The sequence below is a fragment of the Thermasporomyces composti genome, assembly GCF_003386795.1.
Lineage (GTDB): Bacteria > Actinomycetota > Actinomycetes > Propionibacteriales > Actinopolymorphaceae > Thermasporomyces > Thermasporomyces composti.
The window spans coordinates 1,797,774-1,813,925 of the sequence record NZ_QTUC01000001.1 but is presented as its reverse complement, the minus strand read 5'-3'; the positions used below and the strand labels follow the sequence as shown (position 1 = coordinate 1,813,925).

Genomic DNA, 16,152 nt, shown 5'->3' with positions numbered 1-16,152 from the left:
CACGCTGGTGTTTGCGCAGCTGGCCGCGCGGTGGGGACAGGCGTTGACAGCGTTCGTGCTGTCCGTGGCCGCGACGGTCGCGGCGGTGAGCGTGCCCGCGTTCGCGGTGGCGATCGACCGCGCCGCGATCGCCAACGAGCTGGCCGCCGCGGAGCACAGCGACGTCACCGTGTCGCTCCCGCCGTTGCTGGTGTCGTCGCCCGAGCCGCGCACTCGGCTCTTCGAGGCCTCGGAGGATCTCCCCGCCTATGCCGACGCTCGAAGCAGGCTCACCGGCTTCACCAACGTCACGACGGCGCAGATCCACGTGCAAGGGATCGACGGTCAGCCGCTCTCCCCGCAGGCGCACAGCATGCTCGCCAGGGACGGCTTCTGTCGCCACGTGCGGTTCCGGCAGGGCCGCTGCCCCGTCGGGAGCCGTGAGATCGCCGTACCCGCGTCGCTCGCCGCGAGCCTCGAGCTGACCGCCGGTCGTGAGGTGGTCCTCACCCCGGTCCGACGCGCGGAGGACCGCTGGGAGCCGCAAGGCCCGCCGGCCACCTTCACCATCGCCGGGCTCTTCACGGCGAGGGATCCCGCGGCCCCGTACTGGAGCCTGCAGGACCCGCTCGGCAGGCTGGGGGACAAGGCGATCCTCACCAACCGGACGGCGTTGTCCACGCTCCCGCACGCGCAGGAGCTCGTGTACCTCGACGCGATCCTGCCGCCGCGCCTGCTCACTCCCGAGCGGATCCCGCGGGTGAGACAGCAGCTCGACGCGGTCGAGCGGCGACTGGAGCAGGAGGACCCGTACCTGAGCAGTCCGAGCACGACGCTCCCGCGCCTGCTGGACCGCATCGAGGCCCACGGCCGGCACGCCCGCGCCTTGCTGCCCATCGCCGTGGCGCCGTTGCTCGTCCTGTGCTGGTTCGTCATCCACCTCGCGGTGAGTCACGGTGGCTGGTCGCGGCAGCAGGAGATCGGCACGGTGGCGCTGCGCGGCGCCACCTGGTGGATCCGAGCCCTGGCGGTCTCGGCGGAGAGCCTGCTGCCGCTGCTCGCGGGTGTCCCCGTGGGGCTCGTGCTCGCCCGGGTCCTCATCGCCGCCACGGCCGCTGGGCCACCTGGCTTGGTGGCGATCGACAGCCAGCAGCTGCTCGCGGCGGCCTTCGCGGCGGCCGGCTCGGTCGTCGCGGCACTGCTCGCCCTGCGACGCCAGCTCACCGCGCCGGTGAGTCAGCTGCTGCGGCAGATGCCGTCCCGATCCCGCCGGATCACCGTCGCCGCGGTCGAGCTGCTGGTCATCGCCATGGGCCTGGTGGTGCTGGCGGAGCTGCGGGTGCTCGACGGTGAGCTGGTCGGCGTCATGGTCGCCGCGCCGGTCCTCGTCATCCTCGCGGTGGGGACGCTCGCCTCGCTGCTCGTCCGTCCGCTCATCGACTTCGTCGGCCGAGGGTCGCTGCGTCGCGGTCGGATCGGCGCCGCGGTCGCGGCGCTCTACCTGGCTCGCCGTCCGGGATCAGTGCGGCTGCTGGTCGTCTTGGCGCTGGTGTTCGGGACGCTCGGCTTCGCCGCGGCCGCCACCGACGTCGCCGCGGAGGGCCGGTTGGCCGAAGCGCAACGTCTCCTCGGTGCTCCCCGGGTGCTGGAGATCCAGCGGGCGGGACGGCAGGAGCTGCTGCGGGCGGTGCGTGCCGCTGACCCGGACGGCAGGTACGCGATGGCGGTGATGTCGTCGCCGAACGTCGACGGTGCCCCGGTGCTCGCTGTCGACTCGACTCGGCTCGCCACGGTCGCGCTGTGGTCGCCCCGGTACGGCGCGCTGAGCTCCGCGCAGGTGGCGGACCGCCTGCGACCACCGGCGCCCGAGCCGATCGTCATCCGTGACGGTGAGCTCGTCGCGGAGCTGGCCCCGGATCCCTTCACCGGCGACGACGAGCTGACCGTCTCGCTCCTGGCGCGCACGCCGGAGGACGAGCAGCTCGTCGTGAGCTTCGGCAGGCTGGCGGCGGAGGCGGGCAGCTACCGGGCGGAGGTCACCGGATGCGGGGACGGCTGCCGGCTCACCGGCGTCGCGCTCTCCACGAGTGAGACCGGCCAGACCGGCGTCGAGATCCGCGCGCTCAGGCAGAACGGCGTCGACCTGCTCCCCCCGGAGGTCCTGGCCGACGCTCGGCGGTGGCTGGTCCCCAATGACGGCCCCATCACCGACCAGCTTCGCTTCGTCGGAGCCGAGGACGGCCTCCTGATCACCCATCCCAACGCGCGGCCGGAGGCCACGTACGAGCTGCGGACCGTCGACGCTCCCTTCCCGCTGCCGGCCGTCACCGCCGGCGGGGTCCCGGGCGAGCACGTGACGAACGTCGACGGCGAGCCGGTGCGCTTCACGAGGCGAGCGCGCATGGCCGGCTTGCCGGGAGTGGGCGCGTCCGGGGCGCTGGTCGACCTCGAGTACGCCGAACGGCTCACCGCCGAGCCGGGCACTGCCACCAGGCCCCGGGTGTGGTTGAGCGCCGACGCGCCCGAGCGGGTCGTCGACGCGCTCCGCGAGCAAGGGCTCGTCATCGTCGAGGACCGCAGGATCGAGAGCCTGCGGGCGTCCATCGACCGGACTGGCGCCGCGTTGGCGCTGCGCGCGTACGACTTCACCGTCTGGATGACGGTGGTGGTCGGTCTGGCCGCGCTGGCGCTCGTGGTCGTCGTCGACCGGCGCACGTGGGGCCCCAGCATGAGGGCGTTGCGGGCGCAAGGGGTGCCGGACCGCGTGACGACCGGGGCGGCGCTGTGGTCGTACGCGGGCATCGTCGTGACCAGTGCCGTGATCGGGGCGGCAGCCGCGGCGGTGGCCTGGTTCGCGGCCGGCGGACGCCTGCCGCTCGGGGTGGACGCCACCTTGCTGGCGGCCTGGCCGCGGTGGTGGCCGGTGCTCGCCTCGTACGGCGCGGTCGTGGCGCTGGTCGTGGTCGCGGCCGCGGTCGGGGGTTGGTGGCAGGGACGCCAGGCGCGGACGGGTCCGGTGCGGCGACACCCGGTCGCGCGACAGCGGGAGGTGAGGAGCTGATGGGCCTGTCAGTGGTGTGCCGTCGGGTGGTGCACATCTACCGGATCGAGGGCTCGGACGTGGTGGCGTTGTCCGGCGTCGACTTGTCCATCAGCTCCGGTGAGATGGTGGCGCTCGTCGGGCCCTCGGGATCGGGCAAGTCCACGCTGATCTCGCTGCTCGCCGGGTTGATGCGGCCGTCCGCCGGGCGGATCAGCATCGGCGGCTACGACATCGGCAAGCTCAGCGACGCCGAGCTGAACCGGCTCCGCGGCACCGAGATCGGGGTGGTGCTGCAGGGCGCCTCGCGCAACCTGCTGCCGTATGCCAGCCTCCACCGCAACATCTGGCTGGCCCAACGGCGGGCGGCGGCCACGCGTGGGATCGAGCTCGCGGAACCCGACGAGATCCTCGATCTGGTGGGGCTCAGCGGCTTGGGGCGCGCCAGACCCCACGAGCTGACGATGGGGCAACGCCAGCGGGCCGCGCTCGCGGTGGGGATCGCCGCCGGCCCCGGCTTGCTCCTCGTCGACGAGCCGACCAGCCAGCTCGACACGGTCGGCAGGGACGAGGTGGTCGCGGCGTTGCGGGCGGTCAACGCCGCCCGGGACACGACCATCGTCGTCGTGACCCACGACCCGGAGGTCGGCACCCGGCTCGGCCGGGTCGTCACGATCCGGGACGGGCGGGTCGGCGCGGAAGGGCGAGACGGACAGGACTTCGCTGTCGTGGCGGGCGACGGAACGGTCCAGCTTCCGCCGGAGATCCTCGGCGAGTTCCCCCCGGGCACGCTCTTCCTGGTGGATCAGGACGAGGACGGCTCGGTACGTCTGCTGTCAAAGCGGGATTAGGTCACGGCCCGTTGGTCCGACACGGTGAGGTCCTTGGTCCGCTCAAAACACAGACTCGGGCCCGTTCGTCCCCGTCTGTGGATTCCCTAGGTTGGTCACTGTTCAAGTCCAAGGGAGAGCACTCGGGCGAGAAGAGACGGCAAGGGCTGGAGGGGCTCACCAGGGGATGCCCGCGGTAGAGCCCCTCCTCTTCTGCCTTCTTCCTGTCTTCTCTGTCCTTTCCCGTCTTGCTTCTCTTTCCCGTCTGCTTCTCTGTCTTCGCTTCTGTCCCTGCCTGCCGCTCCGTCCCTGCCTGCCGCTCCCGTCCTGTCCCCTGAAAGACGATCCCACCGCCTCCTCGGTGGTGTACCCGCTCGCTCTCGCGGTCCCGGCGGCGGCGCGCGGTGCGCGCGGAGCCAGGCGCTCCCGAGGCCGCCGAGGATCGCGAGGAGAAGACGGAACGCCACGTCGATCACGCCGGAGGACGAGGCCCCGGGTGGCCGCTGCCCCTCGCGGCGCGGTCGCGGGCCGCGACCGGACGGCCGGCTGTCCGGTCCTGGTACCGTTCTGCTAACAGAACCGATGGGGTGGCATGAGCCGAACTCTGGGATCACGGCTGAGGCGGCTCCGCGACGAGGCGAGCCTGTCGCTGTCGGAGCTCGCGCGGCGTAGCGGCATCGGCAAGGGCACGATCTCAGAGCTGGAGAACGACCGACGCGGCGCCCGCCTGGACACGTTGCTCGCCTTGGCGACGGCGTTGGAGGCCCCGCTCGGGTCCCTCCTCGCCGACGAGACGCCGGACCGTGCCGGACCGGTGAGTGGAGCCTCAGTGACCGCCGTTCTCCTCGACCGCTGGGCCCGCGCTGACGAGCTCGTCGAGGTCTACCGGGCGACGTTGAGCACCGAGCGGCAGGACTCCGCGCCTCACGCGGCCGGTGTGCGGGAGTCGGTGCTCGTCGTCGACGGCAGCGTCGTCGCGGGAAACGGGGGATCCGAACGTCGGCTCCAGGCCGGCGAGAGCCTGCGCTACCGCGGTGACCTACCCCACTGCTTCTTCGCGATCGACAAGCCAGCCGACGTGATTCTCCTCATGCACTATCCGAACACCCACGACGGGAGGCCGCGACGGTCGACCCGGACGACCTGCCCACAGCCGCCGGAATCGTTCGGCGGTGCCTGACATGTGCCGCGTCGAGCGGACGTGGGCTCTGCCCCACGTCACCCGGACCGACGTGAGCACGCGGGGGCGACGATGAGCCACGGGACACCCAGGCGTCGCACGGTGCGGCGCGTCCTTCTCGTCGCCCTGGTCGTCGTGCTGCTCCTCGTGGCCGCCGGCATCGGCGGCTACCTCTACCAGAACGTCACGACGTTCGATAAGGCGATGACGGCCGTCCGCGAAGCTGGCTTCGTCGAGCGGGAAGCCAGGGTCGACGGTGTGCGTCTCGCGTACGCGGAAGGTCCGGACAACGGCGAACCCCTGCTGCTCATCCACGGACAGGGGTCCCGCTGGCAGGACTACATGAAGGTGCTGCCCGAGCTGGCGCGCGAGCACCACGTCTTCGCGGTGGACGTTCCCGGGCACGGCGCGTCCGGCCGGCTCGACCCCCGGCGCTACACGAACGTCTTCGTGGGCGACGTGCTCGCGGACTTCGTCGAGCAGGTGATCGGCGAGCCCGCCCTCGTGTCAGGTCACTCCTCCGGTGGTCTCCTCGCGTTGCGGATCGCCTCGGCGCATCCGGAGCTGGTCCGCGGACTGCTCCTCGAGGATCCTCCGCTGTTCTCGTCGACGATGCCGCGTCTGGTCAAGACCACCGGCGGGGCCATGCTCGTCCTCGCGGACGAGTACCTGAAGGCGGGATCTCCGCACGCTGACTATCAGCGGTACTTCCTGGAGCACTCCGACTACTTCGCCTTCTTCGGGCCGCTCGCCGGCCCGATCAAGAACCACGCCGTCTCCAAGGCGACAGAGCAGCCCGGCGAGCCTGTCGAGCTGTTCTACCTTCCGCCGGTCGTGACGGTGTTCTTCCAGGGACTGGTGGACTACGACCCCGAGTTCGGCGCCGCCTGGGTGCGAGACGGCGGTCGGTGGTACGACGGGTTCGACACCGAGGCGGCGTTGCGTGCCGTCAGGGTGCCCACGGTCCTCGTGCACACGAACTACTTCGAGGCGCGGACCGGCACGGCGTACGACGACCGCGGCATCCTCATGGCCGCGATGGACTCCCACGACGTCTCGCGAGCGCTCGACCTTCTGCCCCGAGGGACACAGCTCGTGCAGGTCCAGTCAGGTCACCTCGTGCATTTCGAACGAGCGGACGCCTACCTCGACGCCTTCCGGAAGCTCGACGCGCGTGTCCACTGAGTCGCGATGACGGTCAACGTGGCACGCCGACGCTAGTGTCTGGCGTGCCGCGTTCTCGTTGGGACGTTCCGGTGAGGAAGGCACATGACGTACGACTACGTGGTCGTCGGCGGCGGCATCGTCGGGTTGTCGACCGCACGTCATCTCCTGACACGACGTCCCGGCGCGGGTGTCGTCGTCCTGGAGAAGGAGGACGACCTGGGCGTGCATCAGACCGGGCACAACTCGGGTGTGATCCACGCCGGCATCTACTACGCGCCCGGCTCGCTCAAGGCGCGACTGTGTCGTGCGGGTGAGCGGGCGACGAAGGAGTTCTGCACCGAGCACGACATCCCGTTCCGCACCGTCGGCAAGTTGGTGGTCGCGACCACCGATCTCGAGGTTCGGCGGCTGCGGGAGCTTCGCGGACGCGCCGAGGCCAATGGCGTCGTCGTCGAGCCCGTCGACGCGACGCGGTTGCGGGAGATGGAGCCCCACGTGTCCGGTCTCGAAGCCTTGCTCGTCCCCGCCACCGGCATCGTGGACTTCCGGCTCGTCGCGCTGGCCATGGCCGAGGACATCCGGGAAGCGGGCGGGGAGATTCACACCGGTGTCACCGTGACCGGTATCGAGGAAGGCTCCGACGTGGTGCGTGTCCACACCAGTCGCGGTGCCTACCGTGGCCGACGTCTGGTGGCCTGCGCGGGTCTGCAGGCGGACCGCGTCGCACGCATGGGTGGGCTCACGCCGGACTTCCGCATCGTTCCCTTTCGCGGGGAGTACTACGAGCTTCCTCCGGAGCGAGCAGGCCTGGTCAACCACCTCATCTATCCCGTCCCGGACCCCGAGCTCCCGTTCCTCGGCGTCCACCTGAGCCCCACGATCGACGGACGGATCACCGTCGGTCCGAACGCCGTTCTCGGCTGGGCTCGGGAGGGATACCGCAAGGGCTCGTTCTCGTGGCAGGACGTCAGCGACTACCTGCGCTTTCCCGGGTTCTGGAGGTTCGCGCGGGCGAACCTTCGCGTCGGCGTGCGGGAGACGCTGAACTCCGCCTTCAAGCGTGGCTACCTCGCCCAGTGCCGCACGTACTGCCCCGAGCTGCGCTTGGCCGACCTGCGTCCCCATGAGGCCGGCATCCGCGCCCAGGCCATCCTGGCGGACGGCACGCCGGTGCACGACTTCCTCTTCCGCCAGACCTCTCGGCAGGTGCACGTCGCCAACGCTCCGTCGCCGGCCGCGACGTCGGCCTTGCCCATCGGAGAACTGATCGCCGAACGAGTCCTCTAGAACGACTGTCGCGCCACGGATGGTTCCTGTTCAGCCGACCGCGAACGTCGCCGGCGTGCCGTGTCGTCGAATGAAAGGGTGACGACATGACACGATCGCTGCGATTCGGGACCTCCGTGTACGGCCACAAGACCGCGACCGAACTCCTCGACTTCGCGCGTCGCGCCGAGGCGGGGGGCCTCGACGTCCTGACCGTCCCCGATCACATTGGCGGCCCCGCTCCGTTCCAGCTCCTCGCCGCCGTGGCGGGAGCGACGGAGCGCGTGCGGCTGCGCACCTACGTCCTCGACGCGTACTTCTGGAACCCGGCTCTGCTCGCTCGGGAAACGGCGACCCTCGACAGCCTCTCCGGTGGGCGGGTCGAGCTCGGCATCGGCGCGGGCTACGTGCAGCGTGAGCACGAGGTCGCGGGTCTGCCGTTCCCGCGGTTGTCGGAGAGATGGCAGCACGTCCAGAACCTGGTCACGGGTGTACGCCGTCGGCTGGAGGATCCCGAGCATCGACCCGAGCCAGTCCAGCGACCCGTCCCCGTCATGGTGGCGGGCATGGGCAAGCGGGGGCTTCGTGCCGCCGCCCAGCTCGCCGATGTCGTAGGTCTCACGGGCGCCATGGCCGTCCCAGGACAGCCGCCTGGTGCCCTCACGCTCGTCGACTCGGCGACCACCGATGACCGTGTCGAGCTGGTGCGGTCGACCGCGGAGAAGGCCGGTCGGCAACCCGAGCTTGACGCGCTGTTGCAACGGGTGGTCTTGACGGAGGATCCGGAGAAGGCGGCGGCTGACATGGTGGCCGAAGGGGCGGCCTCAGGTGCCGACTGGTTCACGGTCGAGCTTCTGCTCGACTCGCCGTTCGTGCTGTTCGCCGAGTCCTCACAAGCCGCGGCCGAGGAGCTCATCCGCCGCTCGGAGCGCTGGGGCATCACGTCGTGGTCGACGCACACGCCTTCCGCTGACGCGCTGATGGAGGTCGCCGCCGCGGTACGCGCGCGCTGAAGCGCTCGAGGCTCGGCTTGGGGAGACCCGTCGTCGGGCCAGGTCGTGGTGGCCCTTCCCGATCGCGCTGACCGGTACCAGACAGCGGGCCGGCCGGTCTCGCGATGCGAGACGGTGTGCGGGCACGGCGTCCGGCTCTGTGAAATCGTGATCACGAGGGAGGTGGCGAAGACCTCGCCCCTCCTCGCGATCGGGAGGGCTCACCATGGCTGTCCTGCGGTGTGTGGTCACCACGCACGACCGGTCGGGTGACCGAGCCAGGCATGTGGGGGCGCCGTGACGTGGGACGCCCGGCCTCCGCTGATCCCCAGGCTCCCCTTCCAGACCCGGGTAGGACTGGCGAGCACGGCCGGGGACCACACGCTCGACCGCCCGCTGGCGTCCTCCACGGTTCTGCTCGAGCAGCCCATCGAACCGTTGTTGGTGGAGCTTCCGCCGGGTCGGCGTGACCTTCACCAGTGCGCGGGGCTTCCGTGGCTGGTGATGGTCCACGCCCTCGGTGAGAACCGCACCGGCACCAACTACTGGCAGGCGCAGGCAGCGCGCATCATCGCCGCCGCCGACATCGTTGTCGCCCGCTTCGACCTCAGCGGTCATGGCGAGAGCTTGGCGGGGATGGACGTGCGCACCTGGCTGCGCCAGTGCGCGGACGCGGTGACGATCGCGCGACGCCACCGGGCCAGGTCGGTGCACATGACCGCCCGCGGCCTGCACGCCGCCCTCCTCGCCGGGCAGGACCTCGACGGTGTCCGCATCGCGGTGTTCCCTCCGCGACCCGATCAGCTCAGGTGGTGGAGCTCGGTGCGGGATCGGGTCGACTCCGAGCTGCTGGAGGTGGACTTCTCGCCGGGCGGCGAGGAGCGGACGTTCTGGGAGGCCTGCGGGGCGGATACGAGCCGGCTCCGCGGTTTCCGCGTCCCCGTCGGCGTCCTGCGCGACCTCGTGACACCGTTCCTCGAGGGCAGCGTCGCGTGGACCGTCGCGGTCACGTCGAGCCGGGAGTCGACCGGAACCCTGGTCTGTGGCGGAGGCCCGCTCACCAGGCTCGAGTCGGAGCGGAGCGGACTCGCCCACCTGCTACGCGAGTACCTCGCGAGGGTGACGGCCCGAGGGAACGGCGGTGAGCGGTCGTGAGCGGTGAGCCCGGGCCGGTACGGCGACACCAGCTCTTCACCGAGCTCCCCACAGGTCGGTGCCTCACCGTCGTCGACGACCCTGTGGAGGTCGCGCCCCGTGGAACCGTCGTCGTGGCGCACGACCTCACCGGTGACCGCTCCGGCCCAGGCGGCCTGCTGGCGTTCCTCGCGGCCGCGCTGTGTGACGGCTGCCAGGTTCGCGTGGTCCGGTTCGACACGCGCGGCAGCGGTGACTCCTCCGGCGCGTTCCAGGACGTCAGCTTCGCCGACATGACGGAGGACTTCCTCGCCGTCGTCCGCGCCCACGCCCTCGCCGACCGCCCACTGGTCTGCGCGGGGTTCGGGATCGGCGGCGTCCTTGCGACGCTTGCGGTGAACGAGCTGGTCTCCGCGGGTGACCCGCGCCCTCGCGCCGTCCTCCTCGTCTCGAGCCGCCTCGCCGAAGGCGTTCGCTTCGACGTCGGCCCGGTGGAACCCATGCGGGGCGGGGAATTCCACCTCCCCGAGGCGTTCTTCCGCGAACGCGAGTCGCTGCGGCCGCGTTCCGCCCTGCTCGCGTCCGGCCTGCCGTTCCTGCTGGTCTACGGCGCCAAGGACGTCGAGCTGGCCGCCTGCGCGCCGTGGTTCGCCCAGCGGGGGACTACCGTGGCCATCGAGAGCGGTCGTGGATTCGAGACGTCCGATGCTCGGGCCGACCTGGTCCGAGCCTGCGCGACGTACGTGACGAAGCTGCTCGAGCGGCGTTCGTGACTGTCCCGTCGACTCTCCGGCGTGTCGCGAAGGTGACCGGATGTGGCCGAGGGGGGAACGCGTGCCGCGACTTGGCCGTCAGTAAGGGTGGAATGACGTGCTGTGCTGATGCCATCCTCCCGCCTTCGTCGCTCAACGTGGACGCAGGTGGGCGTTCCGCAAACGGCACGACCCGGTCTATGATCAACAAGCACAGAACGATACATAATGATCACCGTCAGTCATGTCATTGACGGGGCGGGCGAGTAGGTCGAGGCGGCGCGCGATGACCTCGCGCACGGATGTCGTGGGGGAACGCCTATGGAGACCGGGGCAGGGGGACGTCCGCGAGAGCCGTGGCGGTGGGCGATCTGGTCGTTACCGACGCGGAGCATGGCGTATCTGCTGGCGGTGGACCTCACCGCGATCGTCGCGCTCGTGGCGGTCGTGCGCGACGGCATCGACGTCGGCAGCTGGGCTGTCGCGGTCGCACTGACGGTGTGCGGCATCGTCGGCACCGAAGGAGCGCGTCGCGTGGAACGGCGACGGCAGAGTTCCGGCGCGTTGCACAAGGACCTGCAACCGGTCTGGACTCTGGCGGCCGCCATCCTGTTGCCGCTCTCCCTCGCGTTGGTCTTCGCCGTCGTCCAATCCGTGTGGTGGCGGATCCGAACGAACCGATGCACGCCGCACCGGTGGTTCTTCTCCACCGCGGTGACGGTCCTCGGTGTGGTGACCGCGAGCACGCTGATGAGCCGGTTGGTTCCCGTGCTCCAGGAGGCAGGGTGGGCCGACGCGAACGCCTCGGGGCTCGCCATGGTGCTCGCGGCGGCCAGCTACTTCGCGATCGACATCCTGCTGTGCGCCATCGCCATCTTCGTCCTGGTGCCGGGGAGCACCCCACGGGACGCGTTCGGCGGTCCGGCGGAGTGGTCGGTCGACATGGTGGCCGGTGGGCTCGCCTGCGTTGTCGCGACCGCCTCGACGGTCGTCCCCTGGCTCGCGCTGCTCGCCATCCCGGCGACGTTGACGGCGCAACGCTCGTTGCTGCTTCGTCAGCTCGAAGTCGAGGTCCACACCGACCGCAAGACCGAGCTGGCGAGCTTCCCCTGGTGGCGTGAGCAGACTGAGACGCTCCTGGGGCGGGTGGCCGCCGCCGACGGTCGGCTGGCGGTGCTCTTCATCGACATCGACGACTTCCGCAAGGTCAACGCGAACTACGGTCACCTCGTCGGTGACCGGGCCCTCCGCGCGGTCGCGGAGGCCATGCAGCGTCTCACCAGGCGCGACGGTCTGGCCGGTCGGTTCGGCGGTGAGGAGTTCGTCGTCGCCGTGCCCGACGTCGACATGGACCGCGCGTACGAGGTGGCGGAGCGCATCCGCGCGGAGGTCGCGAACACCCCGCTCGAGGTGTGCGTCAACGGCGAGGGCTCGGATACCGTCACCCTGCGCCTGACGGTCTCCGTCGGACTGGCCACCTACCCCGAGACCGCGCACTCCCTGGACCACCTGCTCGAGCTCGCCGACCGCGCCCTGCGGGTCGCCAAGGCGACCGGCAAGAACCGCACGGTACGAGCGGACACGGTGAACCTGGGCGGTTCCCTGGCGACGGGGGTCGCGCTGCGCGGCGCCGAGCGTTGGGAGAGGGCACTGCAGAGCTAGCGCCTCCGTCTGACGACGACGCCTGAGGCGTCAGGCGTCGGTCGTCAGCAGCACCTTCAAGGCGTTCGTCTCACCCGCCCGGGCGAAGGTGTCGTAGGCCTGCATCGCCTCGTCGAAGCCGAACCGGTGCGTCGTGAAGCGGGTGGGGTCGAGCTGACCACCCTCGATCGCCTTCATCAAGGTGGGGATCGTGTTCGTGTCGACGAGCCCGGTCGTGATCGTCACGTTCTTCGACCACAACGTCTCCAGGTGCAGCGTCGACGGCTCGCCGTGCACGCCCACGTTGGCGACGTGGCCACCGGGACGGACGAGGGCGGTGGCCTGCTCGAACGTGGCGGGGATGCCTACCGCCTCGACGCAGACGTCGGCACCCAAGCCGGCGGTCGCCTCGTCGACGGCGGCCTGAGCGTCCTCTGGCGCCACGGCGCGGTCGGCGCCGAACCGTGACGCGAACTCGCGCCGGGACGGCACGGGATCCACAGCGATGACGGTCCTCGGCGAGTACAGCCGCGCGCCCAGGATGACCGAGAGGCCGATCGGCCCAGCGCCGATCACCACGACGACGTCCCCGGGCCGCACCTGCCCTTTCAGGACGCCGACCTCGTAGCCGGTGGGCAGGATGTCGGCGAGGTAGACGACCTGCTCGTCACTCCAGCCCTCAGGCACCTTGTGCGTCGAGGTGTCGGCGAACGGCACGCGGACGTACTCCGCCTGGACACCGTCGATGCGGTGGCCGAGGAGCCAACCTCCGCCCCCGAGGCACTGGCTGTACTCGCTGGTCCGGCAGAACGAGCATCGCCCGCAGGCCGAGATGCAGGAGATGAGGACTCGATCGCCCGGCGCGAGACCACGCACACCCGGACCGGTCTCCGTCACCGTGCCGACCGCCTCGTGCCCGAGGATGCGTCCCCGCGTGACGGCGGGGACGTCGCCGCGCAGGATGTGGAGGTCGGTCCCGCAGATCGTGGCGGTGTCGACCTTGACGATCGCGTCCGTGCTGTCGCGGATGGTCGGCTCAGGGACCTCCTCCAGTGCCTTCTCACCACGACCGTGGTAGACGACTGCCCGCATCCCAGACCCCCGTACCGGTCGTGCGACAGGCCGGGAGGGGCGGTCCAATGTGGCCCGCCCCTTCCTGGCCGCTCGTGTCGACCGTATCGGTCGGTCGCGGGTGTCGTCCGGGCGTTTCGGCTAGCTCCCCGAGGTTTGCTGACCGAAGAGAGCGATCTCCGCGGCCGAGGCGTAGTCGGAGACACCCTCGGTCGCCAGCAGTCGGATGTATCGGGCGCCGGGCGCGTGGAACTCCGCTGTCTTGCGAGTTCTGTCGGCGTCCCACGTGCCGCTCGTCACTTCGGTGAACGTCTCCCCATCGGTGCTGGCGAGCACGGTGTAGGCGGTGATGGTGCCGTTGAGGTTGCCCTCGGTGCGCGGCTGGTACGACAGCTCCACGACGTCGTAGGTGCCGCCCAAGTCGAACGTGATCCACTGCGGCAGGTAGGTGCGGTCCGGCGACCAGTGCGTGTGCCAGATCGTCGCCGTTCGGCCGTCAATCGCGTACGTCGGCGCGTTGAACGGTTCCTGCGAGCTGGAGGCCGTCACGGTCATCCCGCTCGGCGGTACGCAGTCCCGGCCGGGGGCCGACGCCACGGTGACGGTGAGGACGACGCCCTTGCGGGACGCGAGTGCCGGTTCCAGCGCGATCGAGGGCGTCGAGCGGATCACCTGGAAGCGTAGGTCGTACTCACCGTCCGGGGTTTGCTCAGGGACGTAGATCTGGACAGGGACGGAGACGGTACTGCCGGCCGGCACGTACGTGGAGACGCGGGTGTTCGCCGACCACAGCGGCTCCTCGGGGGTGATGGAGATGTCGGCGAACGCGCCTTGGCCGGATGTGTTCGTCAGCTGCACGCGCGGCAGCTCGGTCAGACACTGCCGAGTCTCCAGCACCTCCGGTTCGGTGGAGAGCACGATCGTGGGCTTGGCGGCGGGAGCCGAGGCCGGATGCCCGGCCGCGACGGCGGCCGGAACCGGAGCGGTCGTGTGCGCCGCCAGCACCAAGGAGAAGGCGGCTGGCACCGCGAGCAAGACCTTCCTGCTCAAGCGCCGGAAACGTCCGGAGGCCACACCGTCCTCGGGCCGCCCGCTCCCGGAGGGGACGGGGCCGGGAAGAGTGCGCATGGTCGTCGCTCCTTTGCACGGTCGTGGGTGCGGGTGCGCGAGGGACACGTGTGACTAGGCCGTCGGGCCGCGCCCGTCGCGTCGCTCTCGCTCGAAGCGCTCGGCATCGGTCTCGAACTCCGACTCCGGACGCGATGGCACCGAGCGCAGAGAGGCGACCTGCAAGCCTGGGTTGGCAGCCTCGGTGACGAAGGACGCTCGGGTGAAGATGTCCGCACCGGGTTCGGTGATGTACGGCACGACCCGGTAGTCGGACTGCCAGAGGTCAGGTGTCACCGTGCAGCGGACGTAACCCCGCTGTCCGTTGAAGAACTTGATGTGGGGGTTCTCCGCCAGGATGCGGTCACCGGTCGACGTGCTGTCGGACCCGTTCTGTCCGGACGCGATCGACGTCCCGACGAACTCCACGCCGATGGTCGGCGAGTTCGGGTCGGAGAAGTTCAGCTTCACGTCCGACGCGTAGTTGGCGTGGACGTCGCCGGTGAGCACGACCGGGTTGACCCCTAGGTCGGCGAACTCTCGGAGCAGTCGGTCGCGCTGGCCGGCGTAGCCGTCCCACCCGTCCATGCTGAACGACAGCTCGTCCCCGGCGGCGAAGTCGCGCTGGGAGAAGAAGATCTGCTGCGCCAGCACCTTCCAAGTCGCCTGCGAGGCCGACAAACTGTCGAGAAGCCATCGTTCCTGCTCCTCGCCGGTGGCCGTCCGCGTCGGGTCCAGGCTCTCGTCGTTCGGCGGCTTGGTGCCGTCGCCGGCCGCCTGGTCATCGCGGTACTGCCGGGTGTCGAGCACGTGGAAGTCGATGAGCGAGCCGAACGACAGGCGGCGGTAGAGCTGCATGTCCGGGCCGCTGGGCATCGAGCTCCGACGCAGCGGCATGTGCTCGTAGTAGGCGCGGTAGGCGTTCGCGCGCCTCACCAGGAACTCCTCCAGCGTCGGCGTCTGGCTGCCCTCCTCCGGCACCAGGCCGGCGTAGTTGTTCTCGACCTCGTGGTCGTCCCAGGTGACGATGAACGGGAACGCCTGGTGCGTGGCCTGGAGGTTGGGGTCGAGCTTGTAGAGGGCGTACTGGAGGCGGTAGCGGTCGAGCGTGACGGCCTCGGGGATGAGGTAGTCCGGCAGCAGGTCGGGCAGGTTGCGTGCGCCGCCGTTCATCTCGACGCCGTACTCGTAGATGTAATCACCGAGGTGGAGGACGAAGTCCAGGTCCTCCTGCGCCATGTGCTGGTAGGCGGTGTAGTAGCCGTCGGTGTACCGCTGGCACGAGGCGAACGCGAAGCGAAGCTGGTCGACCGCCGCGCCGTAGGCGGGTGTGGTCTTGGTGCGCCCGACCGGGCTGATCTCACCCCGTGCCCGGAAGCGGTAGTAGTACCAGCGGTTCGGCTTCAGCCCGGACACCTCGACGTGGACGGAGTGGGCCAGCTCCGGGTACGCCGACGCGGTTCCCCGGCGTACGACCCTGCGGAAGTTCTCGTCCTCGGCCACCTCCCACTGCACGGGAACGCGAGCGTCGGGCATGCCGCCGTGGCCGCCCTCAGCGAGCGGGTCAGGCGCCAGACGGGTCCACAGCACCACGCCGTCCGGCAGCGGGTCGCCCGACGCCACGCCCAGCGTGAACGGGTAGTCCGAGAAACGTCCGGAGTTCATCGTCCGCGTGGTGTACGGCCCTTTTCCGAGGACAAGAGCGACCGTGCTCGCCGCGGTGACCGCCATGAACTTCCGGCGATCCAGGTCTCCCGCGAGCAGCTGCTGTCGAATCCGTCGACCCACCAGCTCGTCGCGCATCCGCCTGCTCCTCCCACGTTGTGGCTCAACCGCCCGAAGTGGGCTTCTCCACCGTGATCGTGGCGCGCGTAAGGCTAGGAAAGAACGAAGGGAACATGAACATCTGAGGAATGAAATTGGACGGCCAATTTCGGGCTAGATCGCGTCAGGCCAGTTTCGGCGTTCGCCTTGTCGGCGGTTCTGTCCCATG

The 16,152-nt window shown here is 70.2% G+C and carries 12 protein-coding genes; 9 read left to right on the top strand and 3 right to left on the bottom strand.

What is annotated here, in order from left to right; all coding sequences use genetic code 11:
- Positions 1-7 precede the first annotated feature (7 nt).
- The 9 genes from DFJ64_RS07935 (at position 8) to DFJ64_RS07895 (ending at position 12,002) form a co-directional block, all read left to right on the top strand.
- On the top strand, positions 8-3,040 hold the full coding sequence (locus DFJ64_RS07935; protein ID WP_170152542.1) for a hypothetical protein: 3,033 nt from the start codon (positions 8-10) through the stop codon (positions 3,038-3,040).
- The gene (locus DFJ64_RS07930; RefSeq protein WP_115849877.1) at positions 3,040-3,870 is read left to right on the top strand and encodes an ABC transporter ATP-binding protein; all 831 of its coding nucleotides are present in this window, start codon (positions 3,040-3,042) and stop codon (positions 3,868-3,870) included. Before DFJ64_RS07935 ends, DFJ64_RS07930 begins: the two co-directional genes overlap by 1 nt.
- A gap of 571 nt (positions 3,871-4,441) precedes the next feature.
- The gene (locus DFJ64_RS07925; RefSeq protein ID WP_115849876.1) at positions 4,442-5,029 is read left to right on the top strand and encodes an XRE family transcriptional regulator; all 588 of its coding nucleotides are present in this window, start codon (positions 4,442-4,444) and stop codon (positions 5,027-5,029) included.
- Between the two features lie 102 nt (positions 5,030-5,131).
- Entirely contained in the window at positions 5,132-6,214 is a 1,083-nt protein-coding gene (locus tag DFJ64_RS07920) for an alpha/beta hydrolase (RefSeq protein ID WP_170152541.1), read from the top strand.
- 84 nt (positions 6,215-6,298) lie between these two features.
- Entirely contained in the window at positions 6,299-7,483 is a 1,185-nt protein-coding gene (lhgO, locus tag DFJ64_RS07915) for an L-2-hydroxyglutarate oxidase (protein WP_115849874.1), read from the top strand.
- Positions 7,484-7,569: 86 nt separating this feature from the next.
- Positions 7,570-8,475, top strand: coding sequence for a TIGR03621 family F420-dependent LLM class oxidoreductase (locus DFJ64_RS07910; protein WP_115849873.1), 906 nt, complete (start codon positions 7,570-7,572; stop codon positions 8,473-8,475).
- A 276-nt stretch (positions 8,476-8,751) separates the two neighbouring features.
- Positions 8,752-9,609, top strand: a complete 858-nt coding sequence (locus tag DFJ64_RS07905; RefSeq protein ID WP_115849872.1) for a hypothetical protein — start codon at positions 8,752-8,754, stop codon at positions 9,607-9,609.
- A complete protein-coding gene (locus DFJ64_RS07900) occupies positions 9,606-10,361 on the top strand; it encodes an alpha/beta hydrolase (protein ID WP_115849871.1) in 756 nt (251 codons plus the stop codon). The genes DFJ64_RS07905 and DFJ64_RS07900 overlap by 4 nt, the downstream gene beginning before the upstream one ends.
- A gap of 372 nt (positions 10,362-10,733) precedes the next feature.
- Positions 10,734-12,002 carry a GGDEF domain-containing protein gene (locus DFJ64_RS07895; protein ID WP_170152540.1) on the top strand — a complete coding sequence of 423 codons (1,269 nt, stop codon included), beginning with the start codon at positions 10,734-10,736 and terminating at the stop codon, positions 12,000-12,002.
- A 30-nt stretch (positions 12,003-12,032) separates the two neighbouring features.
- On the opposite strand, the gene DFJ64_RS07890 is transcribed toward DFJ64_RS07895, so the two are convergent.
- The 3 genes from DFJ64_RS07890 to DFJ64_RS07880 form a co-directional block, all read right to left on the bottom strand.
- Positions 12,033-13,073: an alcohol dehydrogenase catalytic domain-containing protein gene (locus DFJ64_RS07890; RefSeq protein ID WP_115849869.1), complete on the bottom strand. Its 1,041-nt coding sequence runs from the start codon at positions 13,071-13,073 to the stop codon at positions 12,033-12,035.
- A gap of 120 nt (positions 13,074-13,193) precedes the next feature.
- The gene (locus DFJ64_RS07885) at positions 13,194-14,180 is read right to left on the bottom strand and encodes a discoidin domain-containing protein (RefSeq protein ID WP_147304635.1); all 987 of its coding nucleotides are present in this window, start codon (positions 14,178-14,180) and stop codon (positions 13,194-13,196) included.
- Positions 14,181-14,234: 54 nt separating this feature from the next.
- Positions 14,235-15,962 carry an alkaline phosphatase D family protein gene (locus tag DFJ64_RS07880; RefSeq protein WP_115849867.1) on the bottom strand — a complete coding sequence of 576 codons (1,728 nt, stop codon included), beginning with the start codon at positions 15,960-15,962 and terminating at the stop codon, positions 14,235-14,237.
- Between the last annotated feature and the right edge of the window lie 190 nt (positions 15,963-16,152).

Excerpts from the sequence above, each read along its gene's own strand:
- DFJ64_RS07930 (WP_115849877.1), top strand. The coding sequence starts at position 3,040 with ATGGGCCTGTCAGTGGTGTGCCGTCGGGTGGTGCACATCTACCGGATC.
- DFJ64_RS07925 (WP_115849876.1), top strand. The coding sequence starts at position 4,442 with ATGAGCCGAACTCTGGGATCACGGCTGAGGCGGCTCCGCGACGAGGCG.
- lhgO (WP_115849874.1), top strand. The coding sequence starts at position 6,299 with ATGACGTACGACTACGTGGTCGTCGGCGGCGGCATCGTCGGGTTGTCG.
- DFJ64_RS07910 (WP_115849873.1), top strand. The coding sequence starts at position 7,570 with ATGACACGATCGCTGCGATTCGGGACCTCCGTGTACGGCCACAAGACC.
- DFJ64_RS07895 (WP_170152540.1), top strand. The coding sequence starts at position 10,734 with ATGGCGTATCTGCTGGCGGTGGACCTCACCGCGATCGTCGCGCTCGTG.
- DFJ64_RS07890 (WP_115849869.1), bottom strand. The coding sequence starts at position 13,073 with ATGCGGGCAGTCGTCTACCACGGTCGTGGTGAGAAGGCACTGGAGGAG.
- DFJ64_RS07885 (WP_147304635.1), bottom strand. The coding sequence starts at position 14,180 with ATGCGCACTCTTCCCGGCCCCGTCCCCTCCGGGAGCGGGCGGCCCGAG.
- DFJ64_RS07880 (WP_115849867.1), bottom strand. The coding sequence starts at position 15,962 with ATGCGCGACGAGCTGGTGGGTCGACGGATTCGACAGCAGCTGCTCGCG.